At 44.5% G+C, this 23,571-nt stretch carries 24 protein-coding genes and 1 other RNA gene; 13 read left to right on the top strand and 12 right to left on the bottom strand.

The window, feature by feature from the left end:
• Nucleotides 1-65: 65 nt before the first annotated feature.
• Together JC606_RS10245 and metK are read right to left on the bottom strand one after the other, a co-directional pair.
• Nucleotides 66-863 (bottom strand): DUF2189 domain-containing protein, encoded by a 798-nt coding sequence (locus JC606_RS10245; RefSeq protein WP_198778535.1) that lies wholly within the window; start codon nt 861-863, stop codon nt 66-68.
• Nucleotides 864-1,231: 368 nt separating this feature from the next.
• Nucleotides 1,232-2,386 (bottom strand): methionine adenosyltransferase, encoded by a 1,155-nt coding sequence (metK, locus tag JC606_RS10240; protein WP_004738986.1) that lies wholly within the window; start codon nt 2,384-2,386, stop codon nt 1,232-1,234.
• 356 nt (nt 2,387-2,742) lie between these two features.
• On the opposite strand from metK, the gene tkt reads away from it, so the two are divergent.
• A complete protein-coding gene (tkt, locus tag JC606_RS10235; RefSeq protein ID WP_102424754.1) occupies nt 2,743-4,737 on the top strand; it encodes a transketolase in 1,995 nt (664 codons plus the stop codon).
• A 77-nt stretch (nt 4,738-4,814) separates the two neighbouring features.
• Here tkt and JC606_RS10230 read toward each other — a convergent pair whose 3' ends face one another.
• Nucleotides 4,815-5,051, bottom strand: coding sequence for a hypothetical protein (locus JC606_RS10230; RefSeq protein WP_004738990.1), 237 nt, complete (start codon nt 5,049-5,051; stop codon nt 4,815-4,817).
• Nucleotides 5,052-5,254: 203 nt separating this feature from the next.
• Here JC606_RS10230 and epd point away from each other — a divergent pair, with 203 nt between their 5' ends.
• The 5 genes from epd to JC606_RS10205 all read left to right on the top strand — a co-directional run bounded on the left by epd (nt 5,255) and on the right by JC606_RS10205 (nt 11,085).
• Complete coding sequence (epd, locus tag JC606_RS10225; protein WP_102424756.1) at nt 5,255-6,304, top strand: erythrose-4-phosphate dehydrogenase; 1,050 nt, start codon at nt 5,255-5,257, stop codon at nt 6,302-6,304.
• A 166-nt stretch (nt 6,305-6,470) separates the two neighbouring features.
• On the top strand, nt 6,471-7,634 hold the full coding sequence (locus JC606_RS10220; protein ID WP_061032422.1) for a phosphoglycerate kinase: 1,164 nt from the start codon (nt 6,471-6,473) through the stop codon (nt 7,632-7,634).
• 155 nt (nt 7,635-7,789) lie between these two features.
• A complete protein-coding gene (fbaA, locus tag JC606_RS10215; protein WP_032549831.1) occupies nt 7,790-8,866 on the top strand; it encodes a class II fructose-bisphosphate aldolase in 1,077 nt (358 codons plus the stop codon).
• 377 nt (nt 8,867-9,243) lie between these two features.
• On the top strand, nt 9,244-10,110 hold the full coding sequence (gene mscS / locus JC606_RS10210) for a small-conductance mechanosensitive channel MscS (RefSeq protein WP_198778534.1): 867 nt from the start codon (nt 9,244-9,246) through the stop codon (nt 10,108-10,110).
• Nucleotides 10,111-10,563: 453 nt separating this feature from the next.
• Nucleotides 10,564-11,085 carry a TetR/AcrR family transcriptional regulator gene (locus tag JC606_RS10205; protein ID WP_198778533.1) on the top strand — a complete coding sequence of 174 codons (522 nt, stop codon included), beginning with the start codon at nt 10,564-10,566 and terminating at the stop codon, nt 11,083-11,085.
• Between the two features lie 66 nt (nt 11,086-11,151).
• On the opposite strand, the gene JC606_RS10200 is transcribed toward JC606_RS10205, so the two are convergent.
• Entirely contained in the window at nt 11,152-11,781 is a 630-nt protein-coding gene (locus tag JC606_RS10200) for a LysE/ArgO family amino acid transporter (RefSeq protein WP_198778532.1), read from the bottom strand.
• A 143-nt stretch (nt 11,782-11,924) separates the two neighbouring features.
• Here JC606_RS10200 and JC606_RS10195 point away from each other — a divergent pair, with 143 nt between their 5' ends.
• Both JC606_RS10195 and JC606_RS10190 read left to right on the top strand, forming a co-directional pair.
• On the top strand, nt 11,925-12,821 hold the full coding sequence (locus JC606_RS10195) for a LysR family transcriptional regulator ArgP (protein ID WP_116871631.1): 897 nt from the start codon (nt 11,925-11,927) through the stop codon (nt 12,819-12,821).
• A gap of 111 nt (nt 12,822-12,932) precedes the next feature.
• On the top strand, nt 12,933-13,646 hold the full coding sequence (locus JC606_RS10190) for an oxidative stress defense protein (RefSeq protein ID WP_198778531.1): 714 nt from the start codon (nt 12,933-12,935) through the stop codon (nt 13,644-13,646).
• A gap of 96 nt (nt 13,647-13,742) precedes the next feature.
• On the opposite strand, the gene serA is transcribed toward JC606_RS10190, so the two are convergent.
• The 5 genes from serA to zapA form a co-directional block, all read right to left on the bottom strand.
• Nucleotides 13,743-14,972, bottom strand: a complete 1,230-nt coding sequence (serA, locus tag JC606_RS10185; RefSeq protein WP_198778530.1) for a phosphoglycerate dehydrogenase — start codon at nt 14,970-14,972, stop codon at nt 13,743-13,745.
• Nucleotides 14,973-15,233: 261 nt separating this feature from the next.
• A complete protein-coding gene (rpiA, locus tag JC606_RS10180) occupies nt 15,234-15,890 on the bottom strand; it encodes a ribose-5-phosphate isomerase RpiA (RefSeq protein WP_004739007.1) in 657 nt (218 codons plus the stop codon).
• Nucleotides 15,891-15,992: 102 nt separating this feature from the next.
• A complete protein-coding gene (locus JC606_RS10175) occupies nt 15,993-16,592 on the bottom strand; it encodes a 5-formyltetrahydrofolate cyclo-ligase (RefSeq protein WP_198778529.1) in 600 nt (199 codons plus the stop codon).
• Nucleotides 16,593-16,598: 6 nt separating this feature from the next.
• Nucleotides 16,599-16,782, bottom strand: a non-coding RNA gene (ssrS, locus tag JC606_RS10170) — 6S RNA.
• An 11-nt stretch (nt 16,783-16,793) separates the two neighbouring features.
• Complete coding sequence (zapA, locus tag JC606_RS10165; RefSeq protein ID WP_004735366.1) at nt 16,794-17,102, bottom strand: cell division protein ZapA; 309 nt, start codon at nt 17,100-17,102, stop codon at nt 16,794-16,796.
• 307 nt (nt 17,103-17,409) lie between these two features.
• On the opposite strand from zapA, the gene JC606_RS10160 reads away from it, so the two are divergent.
• The 3 genes from JC606_RS10160 to JC606_RS10150 are packed head-to-tail and all read left to right on the top strand — an operon-like array spanning nt 17,410 to nt 20,423.
• A complete protein-coding gene (locus JC606_RS10160) occupies nt 17,410-17,985 on the top strand; it encodes a YecA/YgfB family protein (RefSeq protein ID WP_061032430.1) in 576 nt (191 codons plus the stop codon).
• A 23-nt stretch (nt 17,986-18,008) separates the two neighbouring features.
• Nucleotides 18,009-19,187: a 2-octaprenyl-6-methoxyphenyl hydroxylase gene (gene ubiH / locus JC606_RS10155; protein ID WP_198778540.1), complete on the top strand. Its 1,179-nt coding sequence runs from the start codon at nt 18,009-18,011 to the stop codon at nt 19,185-19,187.
• Between the two features lie 12 nt (nt 19,188-19,199).
• Complete coding sequence (locus tag JC606_RS10150; RefSeq protein WP_198778528.1) at nt 19,200-20,423, top strand: FAD-dependent 2-octaprenylphenol hydroxylase; 1,224 nt, start codon at nt 19,200-19,202, stop codon at nt 20,421-20,423.
• Between the two features lie 96 nt (nt 20,424-20,519).
• Here JC606_RS10150 and JC606_RS10145 read toward each other — a convergent pair whose 3' ends face one another.
• From JC606_RS10145 to ygfZ, 3 genes are all read right to left on the bottom strand, one after another.
• Nucleotides 20,520-20,726 carry a DUF1107 domain-containing protein gene (locus JC606_RS10145; RefSeq protein WP_008223967.1) on the bottom strand — a complete coding sequence of 69 codons (207 nt, stop codon included), beginning with the start codon at nt 20,724-20,726 and terminating at the stop codon, nt 20,520-20,522.
• Nucleotides 20,727-21,288: 562 nt separating this feature from the next.
• Nucleotides 21,289-21,750: an aminoacyl-tRNA deacylase gene (locus tag JC606_RS10140; protein ID WP_198778527.1), complete on the bottom strand. Its 462-nt coding sequence runs from the start codon at nt 21,748-21,750 to the stop codon at nt 21,289-21,291.
• Nucleotides 21,751-21,754: 4 nt separating this feature from the next.
• A complete protein-coding gene (ygfZ, locus tag JC606_RS10135; protein WP_198778526.1) occupies nt 21,755-22,726 on the bottom strand; it encodes a tRNA-modifying protein YgfZ in 972 nt (323 codons plus the stop codon).
• A gap of 167 nt (nt 22,727-22,893) precedes the next feature.
• On the opposite strand from ygfZ, the gene JC606_RS10130 reads away from it, so the two are divergent.
• Both JC606_RS10130 and JC606_RS23605 read left to right on the top strand, forming a co-directional pair.
• Nucleotides 22,894-23,154 (top strand): FAD assembly factor SdhE, encoded by a 261-nt coding sequence (locus JC606_RS10130; RefSeq protein WP_004735374.1) that lies wholly within the window; start codon nt 22,894-22,896, stop codon nt 23,152-23,154.
• Nucleotides 23,102-23,530 (top strand): protein YgfX, encoded by a 429-nt coding sequence (locus tag JC606_RS23605; RefSeq protein WP_315973341.1) that lies wholly within the window; start codon nt 23,102-23,104, stop codon nt 23,528-23,530. The genes JC606_RS10130 and JC606_RS23605 overlap by 53 nt, the downstream gene beginning before the upstream one ends.
• Nucleotides 23,531-23,571: the final 41 nt, after the last annotated feature.

The following is a 23,571-nucleotide window of genomic DNA, read 5'->3' as shown; positions in this document are numbered from 1 at the left end:
AAAAAAAGGCCTCAGCGTTTAAGCTAAGGCCTCATCATAACATTGCTCGTTATTCTGGCGATAATTTATAGGTGGTGATTCTTCTTGATGATTTCGTGGTAGGCATGCCATGTACCATAACCAAGTAGCGGCATGGTGACGATCATACCAATGCCGTAGGTTGCAAAGCCCACCAGAATACCGGCACAAATAATACTTGCCCATACCACCATTGCTGGGATGTTGGATTTCACGGCATTGAAGCTGGTGAAGATTGCGCTCATCACATCCACGCGTCTCTCCATCATCAATGGAATAGAAAATGCCGAGATGCTGAAGATTAGGCTGGCGATTACAAATCCAATAACAGAACCCGTGATCAAGAAGGGCGCAAACTCTGCTAATGGCGCGCCTTGTACTGATGGATACAAAGCGTGCAATAGAGCGGCGATACGCATCCAGAATATCATCGCGACCATTAATACAATCGCAAAGGCCCACTGGTGAGTCGAGTTGCGAGTAATGGCTTTCATTGAATGGAATAGGCTGGCGTTGTGCCCTTTTTCTCTTTCCCAGGCTGCGTCATACAAGCCCAGAGCGAGAAAAGGTCCTATCAGCATGTACACAATCAAGCTTGGCATCACCACCAAGTGTGTTCCTTGCCATTGGACAAGTTGAACAATGGCAATTGCCGCTCCCATAAAGCATAAACCGTAAAATGCGCTGATTAATGGCATTCTTACTAAGTCATGCAGAGCAAGCGACAACCAATGAAAGGGTGCGGAAATACTGATTTGGTTGCAAGGAATGGTGCGAGCGTAATCCTTATCGTTGACCTTGTGTTTTTTATCGTTCAGTTCGGATGGGTGCGCGGTACGAGGCATAGATCCCCCTAGTTAAATAACGTCCTAGTTATAATTCCATAAGGCTCATCGATGTGGCTTGTGTGAGAGTTATGGTGTTGAGCTAAATTGCTCTTTGTCATCCCAGTTTTTGTTCTAGCGTGCATTTAACGAGCGTTATCAGACTGAATTAATTTAAGTTAAATGTGAGCTTGATCGCCTAGGAGTTACCTTAACTATTGTCAGTAGTGTTAGAAAACACAAATTATCAGCGGCTTTTTATACTTAGTGGTTAACGGTAAAGAAGGGCGTTAGAGAAAGAAGTAGCTAGTGAAGGTTCGGTAAGTACATAAAAATAAAGCCCTTACTTAGCAGTAAGGGCTTTAAAGAAACAAATCGCAGTGGCTAAATTATTTTAGGCCAGCGAAGTCCGCAAGGATTGCTGCTTTGTCAGTCGCTTCCCAAGGGAACTCTTCACGACCGAAGTGACCGTATGCTGCAGTCTGCTTGTAGATAGGCTGCAGAAGGTTCAGCATCTCTTGAAGACCGTATGGACGTAGGTCGAAGTTTTGACGAACTGCTTCAATGATGATTTCGTGCGCTACTTTCTCAGTACCGAACGTTTCAACCATGATTGATGTTGGATCTGCAACACCAATAGCGTAAGACAGTTGAATCTCACAACGGTCAGCCATACCAGCTGCAACGATGTTTTTCGCAACGTAACGAGCTGCGTAAGCTGCAGAACGGTCAACCTTTGATGGATCTTTACCAGAGAATGCACCGCCACCGTGACGAGCTGCGCCGCCGTAGGTATCAACGATGATCTTACGGCCAGTTAGACCACAGTCACCCATTGGGCCACCGATTACGAAACGGCCTGTTGGGTTGATGAAGAAGTTAGTGTCTTTGTTGATCCACTCTGAAGGAAGTACTGGCTTGATGATCTCTTCCATTACCGCTTCACGTAGGTCAGGTGTTGTTACTGAATCACAGTGTTGAGTAGAAAGAACAACAGCATCGATACCAACGATCTTACCTTGGTCGTACTGGAAAGTAACCTGAGATTTCGCATCTGGGCGAAGGAAGTCTAGCTTGCCGCTCTTACGTACTTCAGCTTGTTTCTTAACAAGAAGGTGAGAGTAAGTGATTGGAGCTGGCATTAGGATTTCAGTTTCGTTAGTCGCGTAACCAAACATGATGCCTTGGTCGCCTGCGCCTTGCTCTTTCGGGTCTGCTTTATCAACACCTTGGTTGATGTCTGGAGACTGCTTACCAATTGTGTTTAGAACGGCACAAGAGTCAGCGTCAAAGCCCATATCAGAGTGAACGTAACCAATTTCACGAACTGTTTCACGAGTGATCTCTTCGATATCAACCCATGCAGAAGTTGTTACTTCACCGCCAACCATAACCATGCCGGTTTTTACGTAAGTCTCACAAGCAACACGTGCTTTTGGATCTTGTTCTAAGATGGCATCAAGAACAGCATCAGAGATTTGGTCTGCAATTTTATCTGGATGACCTTCTGAAACAGATTCAGAAGTGAATAGGTGCTTAGCCATGAGAGCTCCACTTTTAGTTTTTGGTGTAAATAGTTCATGGCGTCGCAAGCTAGGAAGCGCCGCCATTAAATACAGTATATTTTGTAGGTGTTTCTACATCTAGACGTCTATTCTAAATTCCAGCGGTCGAATTACAAGCTCTTTTTTATGATATGCCATAACTAAACGTTTGCGTGTTGGTTGAGATAAGCGGCTGACAAGTGATGTAAATGTTCGAAAATTGCGAAAAATGACCGTTAAAATGCCAGTAAAACGTTTGCAGTCGCAATAGTCGTTTGAGAGAATACCCGCGCTAATTAAAATGAAAACATTAGCACTATCTCTTTTTTAAATCGCTTATGTATCCAGGAGCAGACATGCCTTCTCGTAAAGATCTAGCCAATGCAATCCGCGCACTTAGCATGGACGGTGTTCAACAAGCAAATTCAGGCCACCCAGGCGCACCTATGGGTATGGCTGACATCGCTGAAGTTCTTTGGCGTGGCCACTTGAACCACAACCCAGCAAACCCAGAGTGGGCTGACCGCGACCGTTTTATCCTGTCTAACGGCCATGGTTCAATGTTGATTTACTCTCTGCTTCACCTTGCAGGCTACGAGCTTTCAATTGAAGATCTGAAAAACTTCCGTCAACTGCACTCTAAGACTCCTGGTCACCCAGAGTACGGTTACGCTCCTGGTATCGAGACAACGACGGGTCCTCTAGGTCAAGGCATCACTAACGCTGTTGGTATGGCAATGGCAGAGAAAGCACTGGCTGCACAGTTCAACAAAGAAGGTCACGACATCGTAGACCACTACACTTATGCATTCATGGGTGATGGCTGTCTGATGGAAGGTATCTCTCACGAAGCATGTTCACTAGCTGGTACGCTAGGTCTTGGTAAGCTGGTTGCTTTCTGGGATGACAACGGTATCTCTATCGATGGTGAAGTGGAAGGTTGGTTCTCTGACGATACTCCTAAGCGTTTTGAAGCATACGGCTGGCACGTAATTCCAGCAGTAGACGGTCACGATCCTGAAGCAATCAATGCAGCTATCGAAGCAGCTAAAGCAGACCCTCGTCCAACGCTTATCTGTACTAAAACTATCATCGGTTTTGGTTCTCCAAACAAAGCAGGTACGCACGACTGTCACGGTGCTCCACTAGGCGCTGATGAAATCACAGCAACTAAAGCAGCATTGGGTTGGGAACACGGTCCTTTCGAAATCCCAGCTGATATCGCAGCTGAGTGGAATGCGAAAGAAGCAGGCGCAGCGAAAGAAGCAGCGTGGAATGCTAAGTTTGACGCATACGCAGCGGCTTACCCAGAGCTAGCAGCAGAATTCAAACGTCGTACTAACGGTGAACTTCCAGCACAGTGGGAAGAGAAAGCAAACGCAATCATTGCTGATCTTCAAGCTAACCCTGCAAACATTGCTTCACGTAAAGCATCTCAAAATGCTCTAGAAGCGTTTGGTCAAATGCTTCCAGAATTCATGGGCGGCTCTGCTGACCTAGCGCCTTCGAACCTAACTATGTGGTCCGGCTCTAAGTCTCTAGAAGCAAATGACTTCTCTGGTAACTACATCCACTACGGTGTACGTGAATTCGGTATGACGGCGATCATGAACGGTATCGCTCTGCACGGTGGTTTCGTACCATACGGCGCGACATTCCTAATGTTCATGGAATACGCTCGTAACGCAATGCGTATGGCTGCTCTGATGAAAGTTCAGAACATCCAAGTTTACACGCATGACTCTATTGGTCTTGGCGAAGATGGCCCAACTCACCAACCAGTTGAGCAAATGGCTTCTCTACGTCTGACTCCAAACATGAGCACATGGCGTCCATGTGACCAAGTTGAGTCTGCAGTCGCTTGGAAACTGGCTATCGAACGTAAAGACGGTCCAACGTCTCTAATCTTCTCTCGTCAAAACCTTGCGCAGCAAGAGCGTAGCGAAGAGCAAGTAGCTAACATCGTGAAGGGTGGTTACATCCTGAAAGATTGTGAAGGTAAGCCAGAGCTGATCCTTATCGCTACAGGTTCTGAAGTTGAGCTAGCGGTTAACGCTGCAGCTGAACTAACAGCTGAAGGTAAGAAGGTACGTGTAGTATCTATGCCTGCAACTGACGCATTCGACAAGCAAGACGCTGAGTACCGTGAATCTGTACTTCCATCTGACGTAACAGCTCGTATTGCTGTAGAAGCTGGCATCGCTGACTTCTGGTACAAGTATGTTGGTTTTGGTGGCAAGATCATCGGTATGACAACGTTTGGCGAATCTGCACCTGCAGGTGAGCTATTCAAGATGTTCGGTTTCACTACTGAAAACGTAGTAAACACAGCAAAAGAGCTTCTTGCTTAATCATTACTTGTTAACAAGCAATGAAAGAAAAACCGAGCTATCAGGCTCGGTTTTTTTAGTAATATACAAATTTTAGGCTATTCGAATTCATTACCCCAATTGTCCAGCTCTTTAGTGCCACATACTTTACATGTCACGTACCTATCCATGTTGTAGTAGTGGCCGCCATTGATAATTGAGTTAGCAAAAAGCTTAATTCTACCGAGTAAACTTTTGTCGGTATCATAACTGCTTGTCTGGCGAACAAGAATTTCACTATGTGGTGTGTCTTTATTGCATGTCTTGCAAAAATGAGTCGCTGGGTATCCAGATATAACCTTTTCCTTTGGTTGAGAAAACTGGGTTAGAAACAGCCGTAGAACTAGGTAAGACTCATCACCTCAATAACTACATTAATCAAAAATGATAATCAATGCTAATAGATTGCTTTTGTCTAGTTAGACAACTCAACTAATGCCTTTTGGGTAGGATTCAGTTATTATCTGTTGCACGAAATTTTGGTTAGATGTACGGAACTATGCTAAAAGTCGCGATAAACGGATTTGGACGAATAGGGCGTAACGTATTACGCGCTGTTTACGAAAGTGGCAAAAGCCAACAAATCAAAGTAGTAGCTGTCAATGAGCTTGCTCAGCCTGACGCTATGGCTCACCTATTACAGTACGATACCAGCCACGGTCGCTTCGGTAAGAAGATCTCCAACGACCAAGAGCACATCTATGTCCATCATGGCATCGGTGTGGAAGATAAAGGTGAGTTCGATACGATTCGTATTTTACATCTTGCTGATATCGAGTTGCTGCCTTGGCGTGACCTCGAAGTGGACATCGTTCTTGATTGTACTGGTGTTTACGGCTGCCGTGCAGACGGCCTTGCACACATTGCGGCTGGCGCGAAAAAGGTACTGTTCTCACATCCGGGAGCTAATGACCTAGACAACACCATTATCTACGGCGTGAATCACGATACTATCGAAGCCGACCACAGAGTCGTTTCTAACGGTTCATGTACCACCAACTGTATCGTTCCTATCATTAAGGTTCTTGATGAAGCCTTTGGCATCGAATCAGGCACCATAACGACCATTCACTCTTCAATGAATGATCAGCAAGTTATTGATGCTTACCACAGCGACCTTCGCCGTACTCGTGCAGCAAGCCAATCCATTATTCCTGTCGATACCAAACTGCATAAAGGTATTGAAAGAATTTTCCCGAAATTTTCTAACAAGTTCGAAGCAATATCTGTGCGTGTACCGACGGTAAACGTAACAGCGATGGATTTAAGTGTCACAATTAATACGAATGTGAAAGTTAATGACGTAAATCAAACCATTGTTAACGCATCTCAGTGTACATTACACAACATCGTTGACTATACTGAAGCGCCGCTCGTATCCATTGACTTTAATCATGATCCCCATAGCGCGATTGTTGATGGTTCACAAACTCGAGTGAGCAATGGCCACTTAGTGAAAATGCTAGTGTGGTGTGATAATGAATGGGGCTTTGCGAACCGAATGCTGGATACGGTTCTTGCAATGCAAGCTTCAGAAGGCAAGAAGTAAGACCTAGAAGCAAATGTGCGGATTATTTATTTTTTAGCTTGAAATAAATGCGAAGTGTCCACATATTATGAGTAGCTAAAGTATTACCAGTTGAATAATTTATAGGCTTAGCAGGGTTGCTGAGTTTCCAAAACTTTATTTTTATTTAAATTTGAGAGGACAAATCATGTCTGTGATCAAGATGACTGACCTGGAACTTGCAGGTAAACGCGTATTTATCCGTGCTGACCTAAACGTACCAGTAAAAGACGGTAAAGTAACTTCAGATGCACGTATCCTAGCATCTCTACCAACTATCAAGCTTTGCCTAGAAGCTGGTGCAAAAGTAATGGTTACTTCTCACCTTGGTCGTCCTACTGAAGGCGAATACAACGAAGAGTTCTCTCTAGCTCCTGTAGTTAACTACCTAAACGACGCACTAGATTGCGAAGTTAAACTGGCTAAAGACTACCTAAACGGCCTAGAGCTAAACGCTGGTGAGCTTGTTGTTCTAGAAAACGTTCGCTTCAACAAAGGCGAGAAGAAGAACGAAGAAGAGCTATCTAAAGCATACGCATCTCTATGTGACATCTTCGTAATGGATGCATTCGGTACGGCTCACCGTGCACAAGCATCTACTCACGGTGTTGGTACTCACGCTCCTGTAGCATGTGCTGGTCCTCTTCTTGCTGCTGAACTTGAAGCACTAGGTAAAGCAATGGACAACCCAGAGCGTCCACTAGTTGCTATCGTTGGTGGTTCTAAAGTTTCTACTAAACTGACTGTTCTTGAGTCTCTATCTAAAGTTGCAGACCAACTTGTTGTTGGTGGTGGTATCGCAAACACCTTCATCGCTGCTGAAGGCCACAACGTAGGTAAGTCTCTATACGAAGCAGACCTAGTTGACACTGCTAAGAAGCTGATGAAAGAGTGTGCTATCCCAGTAGCGACTGACGTTGCATGTGCTAAAGCATTCGACGAGAACGCAGAAGCTGAAATCAAACACGTATCTGAAGTTGCAGACGACGACATGATCTTCGACCTAGGTCCTGATTCAACTGCAGCTCTAGCTGAAATCATCGGCAACGCAAAAACTATCCTTTGGAACGGCCCTGTAGGCGTATTCGAATTCAAGAACTTCGAAGCGGGTACTGCTGGTATTTCTAAAGCAATCGCTGAGTCTGCAGGTTTCTCTGTAGCAGGTGGTGGTGACACGCTAGCAGCTATCGACAAGTTCGGTATCAAAGCTGACGTTTCTTACATCTCTACTGGCGGCGGCGCTTTCCTTGAGTTCGTTGAAGGTAAAGTACTTCCTGCAGTAGCAATGCTTGAAGAGCGTGCTAAAGCATAATTGATTTAGAAAGGCGAGATGCGAATCTCGCCTTTTAACGTTTGCTGCATATCACACTTTTTTGCTAGAATGGCATAAGTTGTGAGCAAACGATTGCAAGTTTTTAAACTTAAGTTTTTTAATCTTAAAACGATAGAATAAATAGGACTATTTCCATGTCTAAGATCTTCGATTTTGTAAAACCTGGTGTGATTTCTGGCGATGACGTACAGAAAGTATTTGAAGTAGCAAAAGAAAACAAATTTGCTCTTCCTGCTGTAAACGTTGTTGGTACTGACTCTGTAAACGCAGTACTAGAAGCGGCTGCTAAAGTTAAATCTCCAGTAGTTGTTCAGTTCTCTAACGGTGGCGCTGCATTCTTCGCAGGTAAAGGCGTTAAACTTGAAGGTCAAGGTGCACAAATCCTTGGTGCTGTAGCTGGTGCTAAATACGTACACGCTGTAGCTGAAGCTTACGGTGTTCCAGTTATTCTACACACTGACCACGCTGCTAAGAAACTACTTCCATGGATCGACGGTCTACTGGACGCTGGTGAAGAGTTCTTCGCTCAAACTGGTAAGCCTCTATTCTCTTCTCACATGCTAGACCTTTCTGAAGAGTCTCTAGAAGAGAACATCGAAACATGTGCTAAGTACCTAGAGCGCATGGCTAAAATGAACATGACAATCGAGATCGAACTTGGTTGTACTGGTGGTGAAGAAGACGGCGTTGATAACTCTGATATGGATGCATCTGAGCTTTACACTTCTCCAGAAGATGTTGCTTACGCATACGAGAAACTAAGCGCTGTTAGCCCACGTTTCACTATCGCAGCATCTTTCGGTAACGTACATGGTGTGTACAAGCCAGGTAACGTTGTTCTAACTCCAACTATCCTACGTGACTCTCAAGCATACTGTGCAGAGAAGTTTGGTATCGCACCTAACGCTCTAAACTTCGTATTCCACGGTGGTTCTGGTTCTACTGAAGCAGAAATCCAAGAGTCTATTGGCTACGGTGTTATCAAAATGAACATCGATACTGATACTCAGTGGGCGACATGGGATGGTATCCGTGCATACGAAGCGGAAAACCGTGACTACCTACAAGGTCAAATCGGCAACCCAACTGGTGAAGATGCACCAAACAAGAAGTACTACGATCCACGCGTATGGCTACGTGCTGGTCAAGCTTCTATGGTTACTCGTCTTGAGAAAGCATTTGCTGACCTTAACGCTGTAGACGTACTATAATTCTTTGAATTAAGTACTCTTTAGTTCCAAAACCCGCAGATTGAGCGGGTTTTTTTATATCTGATAAAAAGTTGTATTATTTATGTGAAAAACCTAGCGTGTGGTGAATAAGTTTCCTAGGATTGAGTTAACGGTATTTGTATTTATGCGTAAGTTTCCTTTATTCAAAGGCTTACATGAGTATGACTTTGCAATCTTTTAAAGACAGGATATCGTGCCGGAAAACGGAGTGTAGACACTCTGTTTCGTAAAACAGACTTAGCAAATTTTTCGTTAGCCTTCTGGTTTGGTCAAATAAAGTTAGCAAAGCCTATTCGACTGAAAAATTTGGTTTAAGGCAGTTTAGCTCATAGCGTATAACATAGAGGATGCACATTATGGCTGAGAGTTCTACAACGATTGAGACCCCGCTTGTAGATGGTCTTTCAAATGCAGAACAGTGGTTAACGGATAACTCAGATTTGTTTATTCAGTACGGGGTAAACATTATATCTGCATTGGTTATTCTGTTTATTGGTAACCTAATCGTAAAAGCTGTAGCAAACAGCGTGGCTAAGGTTCTTCAGAAGAAGAATATGGACCGAGCGGTTGTTGAGTTCATTCATGGCTTAGTCCGTTATTTGTTGTTTGTTATTGTTTTGATTGCAGCTCTTGGTCGTCTTGGCGTTCAGACTGCATCTGTGGTGGCGGTAATAGGTGCCGCTGGTTTAGCGGTTGGTCTTGCACTGCAAGGTGCACTATCGAACTTTGCAGCAGGTGTGCTTATCGTTGCATTCCGTCCATTCAAGTCTGGCGACTATGTGGAAATTGGCGGTGTGGCAGGCTCAGTTGATTCAATTCAGATCTTCCAAACGGTTTTAACAACACCTGATAATAAAATGGTTGTGGTACCAAACGGCAGCGTTATCGGTGGCTCAATCACTAACTATTCTCGCCATGATACGCGTCGTATCGACCTAATGATTGGTGTCTCTTACGGCGCAGATCTACAAAAGACCAAAGAGCTTTTGACTAAGATCTGTGAAGCTGATGAGCGTATACTTAAAGAACCAGGTGTTTTAGTTGGTGTACACACGCTAGCAGACTCTTCAGTTAACTTCGTGGTTCGCCCATGGGTTAGCACTGCTGAGTACTGGAATGTTTACTTCGACTTAATGCAAGCAATCAAAGAAGGCTTGGATAAAGAAGGTATCGAAATCCCATTCCCACAAATGGATGTTCACATGAACAAAGTTGAGGGCTAATAAAGCTTCGACAAATTGAATAAAAGGCGGATAACTTAGGTTATCCGCCTTTTTTGTTGTCTTCAATATCATTCCTTTTACTCGTTAGTTGTTGTTACTGCTTAGCTTCTTTTCTTTGTATATCCCTATTTCGTGTTCTACTCGACGTCGGCCACAACGATGTTTTTAACATCGCATATAAGGGCTTTCTTACTTCTTGTCCTCCCAAAATAGCCAATAAACATAAACCGCCAGGAATCAGAATCATCATCAGTAGCGGTCGAAGTAGGTAAGAGAAGCAAAAGATCGTGGGCAGAAAAATCAGCACTTGTCCCAGTCGGTTTAATATATTCATCATGTCCGTATCTCCAAAGTTAAATTGAGCGCGCTCATTTTTATAATTGAGCGTGCTCAATTTGTCAAGTTAGAGCACTAAGAGTATGATCAAGCTTGATTAGAGAAGGATGTATTTTCGTGAGTAAGAGAGAGATAACGAAACAGAAGATCTTAGCGTCTGCTTGGGAGTTGTTTGGGGAAAATGGTTATGACAACACTACAACTCGACAGATCGCTCGCCACGCGGGTGTGGCAGATGGCACGGTGTTTAGTCATTTTGAAACCAAGCTGACTATTCTTCGAGAAGGAATGCTATCGCAGTTGGAAAAGATTGGTCAGGAGGTGTTAGCGGCTGAGCAAGATAAACGTGCTGTGGATATCGGTATCTCGCTAATTGGACACTACTACAGCTATTATTTTGATAATGTTGAGTTAAGTCGAGCGTTACTCAAAGAGGTCATTTGGGATCTAGACTATTACCGCACCTTTGATCAGGCACTCTTTCAGACTGTTAATGTCGATGCATCTATTTCTGAAAAAATGCCATTGATTATGGATAGCTATTTCATGACCTTGATAAATCACTTGAGCCAACCGGAACCAAGCCTTGAAGCTGCGCTGAGTGAATTTAACAGTAAAATTCGAGTCATTCTAGCGTAACTCATTATATTAATGAGTTACTGATGTCATCTTTGGCTTGGTCGGCAGTCTTTGTTCTTTAATTGCTTACCAGTATTGCTCAACCAGTCCATTGGTAAGCACAGCAGCAATTGCGAACATCATAGTTGCTACAGCGATATCAATGCCTTTCTTAACATTCGGTTTAGATAGCGTTGGGCCTAGCTTTGCCGCGCCCAGTGACAAAGAGTAAAACCAAACAAATGAAGCCAAGATGGTTCCCATAGCAAAAGCAATTCTGTCGTTACCTTCAAACTGCCCGCCAATCGACCCAAGAATCACCACCGTATCTAAGTAGAGATGTGGGTTTAACACAGTAACCGCCAATGCGCCCAAAATAACGGTGCGCTTACCACGAGCCAGTATATCTCCTTTTGACTCCTCGCTTGAGGGCGCTTTAAAGGCACTGCGTAGTGATAACAAACCATACACGGTTAGAAAAGCGATGCCGCCTAACGTGACCGAGGTGAGTAGCAATTCATTTTGCGACAAGATAGCGCCACCACCAAAGATGCCTAACGAGATAAATAGGGTGTCGAGCAAGCTACAAATCGTTGCTGTGGTTAAATGGTGATTGCGCTTTATCCCTTGATTCAGGACGTACGCATTTTGTGCGCCAATAGGGATAATCATGCTTGCCCCTAGACCAAAACCTTGTAATAAAACCCAAAAACTCATTTTAACCTCCCATTAAATTAACGACATACGCTGGTGATAAAGGGAAGATACTCCGCTCCTTATGATAAGTATAATTAATGATTTTAATCTATTATTAGAGTTGCTAATGTGGTGTAAATTCTGATTAAAAAGGAAGCAAAGCAATGCGTGGTTTGGATTATAAATGGATAGAAGCGCTGGATGCTGTGGTTAAACAACGCAGTTTTGAAAGGGCGGCAGAGCAGTTATATATCTCTCAATCTGCGGTGTCACAGCGCATTAAACAGCTAGAAAAGTGGCTCGCTCAACCTGCTTTGGTAAGGGAAAACCCACCTAGACCAACCCCGGCTGGTAAAAAGTTACTAGGCTTATATCGTCGAGTCCGTTTGTTGGAGCATGAACTCGTTCCCGAGCTGATGAATGAAGATGGGAATCAGCCTCTATCAATATCCATTGCGACCAACGCGGATAGCTTAGCCACTTGGTTACTGCCTGCTTTGTCGGATGTGATGAAGTCGCGCCAAGTGGAATTGAATCTTGCTATTCATGGCGAATCGAGAACCATAGAGAAAATCAAAAGTGGTGAAGTGGCAGGTGCTATTAGTTTGGAGTCTCAAGCGATTCCTGGCTGTAGTGCCGACTACCTTGGTCGCATGGATTATGTGTGTGTGGCGAGCCCTGACTTTCATCAACGTTATTTTTCTGAAGGGGTTAATTACACCACATTGAGAAAAGCCCCAGCAGTGTCTTATGATCAATATGACGACCTACATAAGAAGTTTTTGCATGATCATTTTAATGTGCCTAGAGACAGCGTGATCAATCACACGGTCGGTAGCTCAGAAGCATTTGTACGTTTGGCATTGTCGGGCGTTGCCTACTGTTTGATTCCGAGGTTACAGATCATCGAGGAGCTAGAATCGGGCTCGTTGATTGATATTACCCCCGGTTTTTTATTGTCTTATCGGATTTATTGGCACCATTGGCAGCTTGAAAGTGGGGTACTTAAAGAGATCTCGCAAGCGATCTTGAGTTTTGCTCACGAACATCTACCACAGTAAGTTGGCGGTTTTTTCAGCGTCAAAGTTCTGTTAGAAGTGTTGCGTCTGGATTGGATAAGCGACAAATTACTCTATGATGAAAAGACATTTGTTTAGCATAGGTCTCCCCCCATGAAGTTTGTACCAAAGATGTTAGCAACCTCTCTTGCCCTTACTGCTGCGTTGAGCGCTGTGAGCTTTTCTGCATTGGCTAACTCGCCATCTTTTCCGCATATTTCTACCACCGGTTATGGCGAAGTAATCGCGACGCCCGATATGGCGACGTTTTCGGTCAGAGTTGTAGAGTCAACGATGACGGCAGAACAAGCAAAAATCACCGTTGATAAAGTGGTAACCGGTTTTCTTAACAAGCTGCACCAAGCTGGTGTTGATGAGGCGAGTGTACACAGCTCTAACCTGTACCTAGCACCTCAATATCACTACCCGAAAGACGGCAAGCCAGAGTTGGTCGGTTACCGAGCTTCACGTAATGTGACGGTCGAAGTGAAGGAGCTATCGAATCTCAATGAGTATATGGATATTGCTATTGCTCAAGGGATTAACCAGATCGATAACATCCAATTGCAAGTGCGTGACCAAGCGAAATACCAAGAAAAAGCGCGTTTAGAAGCCATCAAAGACGCAAGAGCGAAAGCGAAATCATTAGCGACGGGTTTTGAGCGTGAGCTTGGTGACGTTTGGCGTGTGGATTACAACGCACAGTCTTCTCAGCCGGTATTAATGCGTTCTATGGCAATGGATGCGAGAACGGAGTCGAACTCTTATGAAGACTCAACGATCACTATTCGTGATCGTGTGAATGTGATCTATCAGCTTGAAGAGTAATTAGATCATCATGATCTAATTGCCTATCATAGGCCAAATACTAAAAAGGCTCTCACAATGAGAGCCTTTTTGTTTTTCTAATACCGAATTCGATGATTAGTGAAGTAGACGAGCACGGATAGTGCCTTCGATCTCTTTCAGTTTCAGCAGTGCTTCTTCAGACCGGTCTGCCTCAACATCGATCACTACGTAACCCATATCAGCGGCTGTCTGTAGGTACTGACCCGCGATGTTGATGCCTTCTTCTGCGAAGATGGTGTTGATTTGAGTCAGAATGCCTGGACGGTTCTGGTGAATGTGCAATAGGCGAGATGTGCCCGTATGCAATGGTAGCGATACCTCTGGGAAGTTAACACTTGATAGCGTTGAACCGTTATCAGAGTATTTTGCCAGTTTACCTGCCACTTCTACACCGATGTTCTCTTGGGCTTCTTGAGTAGAGCCACCTACGTGAGGTGTAAGAATCACGTTATCGAACTGCATCAATGGAGACTCAAATGGGTCAGCATTGGTTTTTGGTTCGGTTGGGAATACATCGATAGCTGCACCAGCAAGGTGACCAGAATCTAGTGCACCACACAGAGCAGGGATATCGACTACAGTGCCACGCGCTGCATTGATAAAGATAGAGCCTGGCTTCATACGCTCGAACTCTTCTTTACCCATCATGTTCTTGGTTTCGTTAGTTTCTGGAACGTGCAAAGAGATCACATCACACTTGTTCAACAGTTCTGTCATGGTGTGAACTTGCGTTGCGTTACCTAAAGACAGCTTGTTTTCAATATCGTAGAAGTAAACACGCATACCAAGGTTTTCTGCAATAATACCAAGCTGAGTACCAATGTGACCGTAACCGATAATACCTAAACGCTTACCACGAGCTTCGTAAGAGTTGTCTGCACTCTTTTTCCAGATGCCACGGTGCGCAAGAGCGTTCTTTTCTGGGATGCCACGCAGTAGTAGTAGAACCTGACCAAGAACCAGTTCCGCAACGCTTCGCGTATTTGAGAATGGTGCGTTGAAGACAGGTACGCCACGCTTTGCAGCCGCTTCAAGGTTTACTTGGTTAGTACCGATACAGAAACAACCGATAGCAACCAATTTTTCAGCAGCATCAATCACTTCTTGGGAAAGGTTTGTGCGAGAACGAATACCGATGAAGTGAGCATCTTTAACTGCTTCAAGTAGTTCATCTTCAGGTAGTGAGCCTTTGTGGTACTCAATATTTGTGTAACCAGCGGCTTGAAGTACTTCTACTGAAGAAGGGTGAAGACCTTCTAGAAGTAGAATTTTTATTTTTTCTTTTTCCAGTGAAACTTTGGCCATTGTTCTCGTCCTTAAAATGGAAAGGTTGGGCAAATGCGGCGCACGTGCTACAAAATGGCTGAAAGGGGAACAAACTCACCACTTTGTTAGGAGACAAACGTTTTCCCTGTGCGTCTTCTGAACAATAAAGTAACAAAAAAAAAATGTTTTGGGTAAGAAAATTACGGAATAAGACATAATTTTACAGGTGCAAAGCAAAAAAAACGGCGCCCTTGGGCACCGTATGTAATGAAGTAACAGAAAAACTCAATCTTCTATTATTTATTCTTCGATTTTTGCACCTTCAGGGGTACCTGTGATAACCACATCTGCACCACGGTGTGCGAATAGGCCAACCGTTACCACACCAGCAATACCATTGATGATGTCTTCTAGCTGTTTCGGGTTTTCAATAGCCATGCCGTAAACATCTAGGATCACGTTGCCGTTATCCGTTGTACAACCTTCACGGTAAACCGGGTCACCACCAAGCTTAACTAGCTCACGCGCAACGTATGAACGCGCCATTGGGATAACTTCTACCGGTAGAGGGAATTTACCCAGTACATCAACAGCTTTCGTGCCATCAACAATACATACAAATTTATCAGAGATAGCCGCTACGATTTTTTCACGAGTTAGAGCTGCACCGCCGCCCTTGATCATGTCGCGAGTTGGGTTGATCTCGTCTGCGCCATCAACATAGATGTCTAGCTTAGCAACATCATTACACTCATACACTTTGATCTCTAGCTCTTCTAGGCGTTGCGTTGAAGCAACAGAGCTTGAAACTGCACCTTTGATTTTGTCTTTCATTGTGCCCAGTGCGTCGATGAAGTGATTTACTGTAGAGCCAGTACCAACACCTACAATGCTGCCTTCTTCAACATATTTAAGTGCTGCCCAACCAGCTGCTTTTTTCATTTCATCTTGAGTCATGCCATTCTCCTGAATAAGATCTTGCGCTTTGAATTAGTCGTTCGCGTATTGAAGTTAACGTTTGTATATCAAGGTTAACGTTTGCGGCGGGATTATAGCGCTTTAATGGTTACTTTCCCATTGCCAAGTTTTACTCGGAGTCACGATTTTAGGTAAGGGAATGTCCCATTTCTCAATCGGTAGAGTATCGACATGTTGGCAATCGTGAGCCAAACCAATTGGAGTTGCACCTTCGCCGGTCGCAAACCACTTCGCTAGGGTGCGATCGTAATATCCGCCGCCCATACCTAAGCGGTGACCATGAGAGTCAAACCCTACAAGGGGCGTCAGGATGAGGTCGAGTTGCTGACAAGGTTTCACCAACGTTTGATTAAGCTGGGGTTCTACAATGCCGTACTTATTTAAAACAGTGGGTGTGATTGGAGAGTAGTGCAGAAACAACAGGTGTCCGTCAGAGAACGGGTGTAATACTGGTAAATAAGTTTGCTTACCTTGCGACCATAACCACTCGATTAAAGGTTGGGTATCAAGTTCACCATCGATCGAGATATAAAGTGCGATATGTTGAGCAGACTGAATGTCATCGAGTTGAGCGCACTGCTTAACTAAGTCTAAACCGGATTGAGCTTGCTGTTCGTTAGATAGGGAGTTGCGTTTAATGCGGATCTGTTTGCGAAATTCGCTGCGTGTGAGCGTCTTCATAAGAAGGGATACCCCAAAGTGCCGTTGAGAATAGATGGCCCTTGAACCAGCGAGTTCAAGGCGGATCAGCAATGATTACCGTAGGCTTCTCGGTCGGGCCGAGCATGCTCAATAGCACTCAAGTACTAACCCTTAGGGATTGCTTATCGGCTCGGGGACGTGAATCCTCTGACAAACACTCCAGGGTAAATTTTGTGTACGCTATTGCTGTCCGTGCTTAACCTTACTGAGAACATCTGAAAGTGATGTTGTGAGCTGTTCCATTCGCTCGGTCAGTGCGTTTTGTTCGTCATTTGCTTCAAACTTCTTGGTTTGTAATTCATAACAAATGTTCAGAGCTGCGATAGTCAGCAGCTTCACTTCATTGGTTACCTTAGTACGTTCAGCCATCTCTTTCAATCGATTATCAAGATCGGCCGCCGCTGCAATCAATGACTCTTCTTGCCCTGGTGGACAATTCACTCGAGTCAGTTTTCCTAATATTTCAACGTCTACCGCTTGATTACTCATGATGGATGAACTCTTTAACGCGCTATTTTAAGGCTGTTGCTCTTCGTTATTTTCTTGAAACAAAAAGTGCAAGTACCGATGAGGAAGCAATCTCCTCTGAGGGAGAAACTATAGGTAAACCGCTATTAAGATTCAAGCTTTTCAGAGTGACTGTTTGTAAATGAGAGCTTGAGCACACAGTAATTCAGCAAATTGAACAATTGGTAGTCAGTCATTCTTCAATTGCTAGGGATCGATGCTTACCAGAATTGGGGTGAAGTGGTACGATTATACTATCGATATAAAGAATAACTGAGCGAGCTATCTGATGAGCGAAACTACTTTACCTGATTACCTAACGGTTGCGACTGAACTTCAATCGGCAAGTCTAGCCGTAACCCCTGCTGAGATGCACGGTTTATTAACGGGTATGTTAAGCGGAGGCTTAAGCCTTGCAGATAAAAGCTGGCAGCCACTGATCTTTGATTACACCAATGAAGGCATGGGTTGGCCAGACCGCGCGTTAACCTTAGCAGAAGCAACCCTGAAGGTAACTACTAACGAGATCACAGGCTCAGGCATGGAATTGTCTATGTTGTTACCTGACGAAGACGCAAGTGCAAGCCTGTTTGATTTGGCGGATGGTGTGTCTGACTGGATCAACCACTTTATTTCTGGTTTAGGGTTAGTAGGCGCTCAGTTAAACAAAGCATCGGAAGGCACTAAAGAAGCACTGGCTGATCTTGAAGAGATGGCAAAGCTAGGCATTGATGAAGATGATGATCTAGAAGAACAAGCACAACTTCTAGAGCACGTTATTGAGCACGTAAAAGCGTGTGCATTAACCATTCATGCTGAGTTCGGTGCACGCCCATCTGAAGATGCGGCGCCAACCATTCACTAATCGTTTTTCGGTTTGAGGTTATGATGGCTCAGTATGATGTTGTAATTGCTGGTGGTGCGATGGCAGGGGCAACCTTAGCCCTAGCTTTGAATCACCTAAGCCAAGGTTCACTGTCGATTGCGGTAGTGGAGCCTTATCAGGTTGATCATCAAGCTCACCCTGGATTTGATTCTCGTTCGATCGCTTTGTCTTATGGCACAGTGCAGATCCTTGATTCGTTGCAGTTGTGGCAATCGATCGCTCCTGTCGCTACCCCGATTAAAGATATTCATGTCTCGGATCGTGGGCATGCAGGGATGACTGATATTTACAGCGAAGATCTTGCGGTTGATGCACTTGGTTATGTGGTCGAGTTGGCGGATGTCGGTCGAATCTATCAGCAAAAGCTGGAGTCTGAATCGAGCATCACGATGTTGTGCCCTGACTCAGTAGCGAAAATTGAGCGTAGTGATTTACTGATGACCATTGACCTTAACAGCGGGCAAACCATTACTACTAAGTTGTTGGTTGCAGCTGACGGAGCGATCTCTACCTGCTGCCAACAACTGAATATTTCGTTGAGTGAGCATGACTTTGAGCAAGTGGCTGTCATTGCCAACATTGTGGCGAGCGAGCCTCATCAAGGTCGCGCCTTTGAGCGTTTTACCCATCATGGGCCAGTTGCTTTATTACCGATGACGGACAACCGTCTATCGCTAGTGTGGTGCTTACCGCCAGAACAAGCTGATAAAGTGATGGCTTTAAACGACAGCCAGTTCCTTGAACAGCTGCAGAATGATTTTGGTTGGCGATTAGGCCGTTTAGATAAGGTGGGTAAGCGTGCGAGCTATCCTCTGATTCTTCGTCATCGTCAGCAAAATATCTCTCATCGATTTGCGATTGTCGGCAATGCCGCTCAAACTCTTCATCCGATCGCGGGTCAGGGCTTTAACCTTGGTATTCGTGATGTGGCTTCTTTAGCCGAAGAGTTGTGTACTCAGTTGGATGATGTTGGTCGATACACTGGTCTTGTTAACTTTAGAAAACGTAGAGAACAGGACAGAGGGGCGACGATTACACTGACATCGAGCCTAGTACACCTGTTCTCAAATGATTTTTTAACCGCTCGTATCGGGCGAAACCTTGGGTTAGCTGTTATGGATAACCTTCCACCACTTAAAGGTCCACTTTTGCGTCATACGCTTGGCCTAGTAGAAAGATAAGGTAGATAAATAATGATGCAAAGTGTTGATATCGCAATTGTTGGTGGAGGCATGGTTGGCTTAGCCCTTGCAGCGGCTTTGAAAGACAGTGATCTGAGAGTGGCTGTAATTGAAGGCAAGGCACCAAGCGAAGGGCTTAATGAACTGCCTGACGTACGTGTTTCTGCATTGAGCCGTTCTAGTGAAGTGATTTTGCGTAATCTAGGTGCGTGGCAGGGAATTGAGCAAAGACGTGCAGCCCCTTATCAAGCGATGGAAGTGTGGGAACAAGATAGCTTCGCTCGTATTGAATTTGACTCAACGCGTTTAGCGCAGCCTAATTTAGGTCATATTGTTGAGAATCGTGTGATTCAATTGGCGTTGCTTGAACAGGTTAAAAAGCAAGAAAACGTCAGTCTCTACATGCCAGCGACGTGCAAAACAATGGCAATTGGTGAAAGTGAAGCGTGGCTGACTTTAGATAACGGTCAAGCACTAACGGCTAAACTCGTTGTGGGTGCGGATGGAGCTAACTCTTGGGTTCGCAAGCAGCAAGATATTCCGTTAACGCATTGGGATTATGGACACAGTGCAATTGTTGCTAATGTTAAAACCGTAGAACCGCATCATAGTGTGGCTCGTCAAATATTTACGCCACAGGGGCCGTTGGCATTCTTACCAATGCAACCGAGCAACATGAGCTCGATTGTTTGGTCTACTGAGCCTAATCGTGCCGAGAAGCTCGTATCAATGTCGGATGTTGAGTTTAACAAACAGCTAACGGCTGAGTTCGATGCAAAGCTTGGCTTATGTGAAGTGGTTGGTGAGCGTTTTGCTTTCCCATTGCGTATGCGATATGCGCGTGACTTCGCAGTAGAACGCGTAGCTTTGGTGGGTGATGCAGCGCATACCATTCACCCGCTTGCAGGGCAGGGCGTTAACCTTGGTTTGTTAGATGCAGCCAGCCTAGCACAAGAGCTATTAAAGCTTTGGGCAGCAGGTGAAGACATTGGTACCAAGCGTAACTTACGTGGTTATGAGCGCTGGAGAAAAGCAGAAGCCGCGAAGATGATTGCATCGATGCAGGGCTTTAAAGACCTATTTGAAGGCGATAATCCGGCGAAGAAGCTGATTCGTGGTATCGGTATGAAGCTCGCAGGTCAATTACCTGGTGCGAAAGATGAAATCATGAAGCGAGCTTTAGGACTTGCGGGTAACCTTCCTGACTTAGCGAAGCCCCCTGTGATTCATCGATAACGTCTGAATGTACCTATGATTCGTAGAGTCATTAATACGAAAAAAGGGTTGGCAATAAGCCAACCCTTTTTGTTTGGAATCTTCTAGATAATCAGATTATGCGTAAGCACAGCGCAGCTTCATAATTTCACTATTTATTTCTTTCACTGTTTGAAAGTGGCGTTGCTCTGCTCGATCTGGCAGGACTAACTTGCCGTTATCAAACTCAAATTTCCCTACGCCGTAAATGTAGATTCGTCCTTTGAAAAGTCGACTTACATGTTTAGCAATCATACTCGGTGTATAGCGCTTAAACAGTCTCATTCTTAATTATCCTTATATTTACCCAGCCTGCACATTATAGAAAAACTCCGGAAAAATAATTGTGATAAGCATGGAGTAATATGCAGTAGCGTTGACGTTAATTAGATATTTGTGCTGTTCTAAGCACTTTCTACAGTAAATATCTATTTTTACGTGAGCTCCTCCCCAAAATAATACTGAGTAGTGAACTGCCGTGAACTTTCCTATTCGGTATTAAGCAGTGTTAATGTGACAAGTATAAGAATAGGCGGGATTTTTTTGTTTGTGTAATCAAATTGTAAAATTAAGACAAAAAAAAGCCCGTCTAAAACGGGCGAATAGTCACAGATGCATTACACAAAAGTGGATACTGATGTTACTCAGTGGATTCACTTGTACTGATTTGCCTAGGGGCTAGTCAGTAAATCCACAATAACGCAGTTTTTTACTTGTGACTACTTATGCTTTAATTTTGATTAAATATTTAACTTTAATCTATTTATCTTATGACGAACTTCACAATAAATATGTATCTAGTGAAAACTGGAATGTGACTTTGCGATCAGTTACTGCTTTGATCTGATCATCGGCTGATCTCTGTAATGATAGGCGCGCATAGGGCTATGAGATCATCGGGATCCAGAGCAATACCTGCCATTCGATCCCCAGAGCTGATGGTCACCGTCGAATTGTTTTGAATCGAAGGATCAAAGATGATCGGCATGTGCCTCTTTAATGCAAGAGGGCCAACACAACCTATCTTAAAACCAGTGATGGACTCTACATCGCTTAGCGGAACACAAGTCATTCGGCGGCAATTTAAAATTGAGCGCACTTTCTTTGGGTCGACCGAGCGATCACCAGCCGTACAGGCTAAGGCGTATTGATTGCCCATGTCTTTGAGTAGAATGCATTTCACCATTTGAGAGGGGTCGATGCCTCGCTCTTGTGCGGTTTCTTCGATGCTGGTGGTTGGCTTGCTTTGCAGCAGCAGGCGATAGTTTACCTGCTGCTGATCGAGCCATTGTGTAATCACTGTTTCCACGTAATTACTCGTCGTCAAGACTGTAAGGCAGTGGCAGGATATTCCAGATTTGATCAGGTTGTGCTGTCAAACGCAGTTGAACATCGTCATCCAGGTTATTCGGCAGAACCATTAGACCAATCGCTTGGTTGTCAGCAAATTGATATACGTTGATCAGTCGACCTGCACCACGCCAGTTTTCACCCACGCTACGCTCTAGCTCAATAGGGTTCTCTAGTGTTAGCACTTCCGCAGTCGGACCAGAAACAATGCGCATTTCACGTTTGTTCATGCCACGATATTTAGCGCGAGCTACTGTTTCTTGCCCCGTGTAACAGCCCTTGGTGAAGCTAATGCCACCAATCGCTTGCAGGTTAAGTGCCTGAGGGATGTGCTCATTTTGCTCTGCTTTGGTTAGGTGAGGTTGAGCATCGATAATTTCATGATACTGCCATAGCGCCTCTGAGACTTTCTCCGCAGAACTGTTAGTGACCAAAGCTTCTGCAGCTTGTTCTGTTACAAGCAGAGCCCAGCGGTTTTCTGCAACTTGAACGGCTGTACCGCCTGAAATCGCACGAACTTTACCTTGGCTCTCTGAAATTGAGTCGATGTATTGATCCGCAACTGCGCCCATCACACCGATAACCACATCGCTGGTTTGCTCAATATCAACTTTAGAGAAGACCGCGTATTTTTTGATTTCTACGAGCTCAACTTCAATCGCAGACTTAGGCTGCATAAGCGCATAACCACCGTTGTGGTGGAATAGGCGGAAGATACTCCATACCTTTCCTTTTGCATCACAGTGGGCGCCTAATGTGGATTCATCATTAGGAAGAGTCACGACGTCGCACGTTACTTGACCTTGTAGGTACGATTTTTTGTCGTCGCCTACCATGGTAATTGCACTCCAGTCTGACACATGTGTCATCATCAGTTCTGGAAGCGAATCATTTTGCGTATGAGCGTGCGGCTGAAAGGTGTTTTTCCAATCCATTTTATCTTTCCTAAGAATTTTATTTGGCTCTATGATAATCCTGTTCTGTTTCTTTGTCAGCCTAGGTTTTTTTGTGAGCTGAGATAGGGACTGTGACCCACATAGTAGTTGCAGAGCGTATGACTTGTTACACTCCAAGAAAGAAAAATTATAGGTGAGGATAGCCAATGTACACTGCAGAGCAGAAAGCACGAATTAAATGGGGTTGCCGTCGCGGCATGTTAGAACTTGATGTAGTCATCATGCCATTTTTCGAAGAGTGTTTTGATTCATTGCAAGAGCAGGAACAGCGCGAGTTTGTTTCTTTACTAGAGTGTGATGATCCAGACTTGTTTACTTGGGTGATGGGCCACGGCCGCAGTGAAAACCTAGGTCATGCATCAATGGTTGATAAAATTGTCGCACACAACCTCAGCAAGGTTCGTTAAGCTCCAGCTTAACCCTTCGCATTTCGCATTATTAACAAAAGGCACTGTTTTCGGGTGCCTTTTGTTTTTCATCGTTGTCTCTTCTATTCCATTGGCTGTCAGCCTTTATTGTCTTTATTTATCCTTCAATTTGTTTCGTGCCAATCATATGCTTATCACCAGTGCTCAAGGGCGTTTTGATTATAAGGGTGATGGTGAGGTGCGGCTTAATGATCAGCTTTACAAGTTAAAGTCCGTCGACCAGATTTGGGCGCAATTCTTTATAAAATTACGATTTGAATGCGGTCACTCGATACTGCTATGGCGAGACAGTTGCCAAGATCAAGAATATCGGCACTTTTTGGCGAACTTACAACGAATGCGTTCGCTCAGCTAAAGTAATCGATTAGCCGTGAGATAAAAGAAAAGGGAGCACTA

The sequence above is a fragment of the Vibrio sp. IB15 genome, assembly GCF_016406055.1.
Classification (GTDB): Bacteria; Pseudomonadota; Gammaproteobacteria; order Enterobacterales; family Vibrionaceae; genus Vibrio; species Vibrio chagasii.
This window is presented reverse-complemented; position numbering and strand designations above follow the sequence as displayed.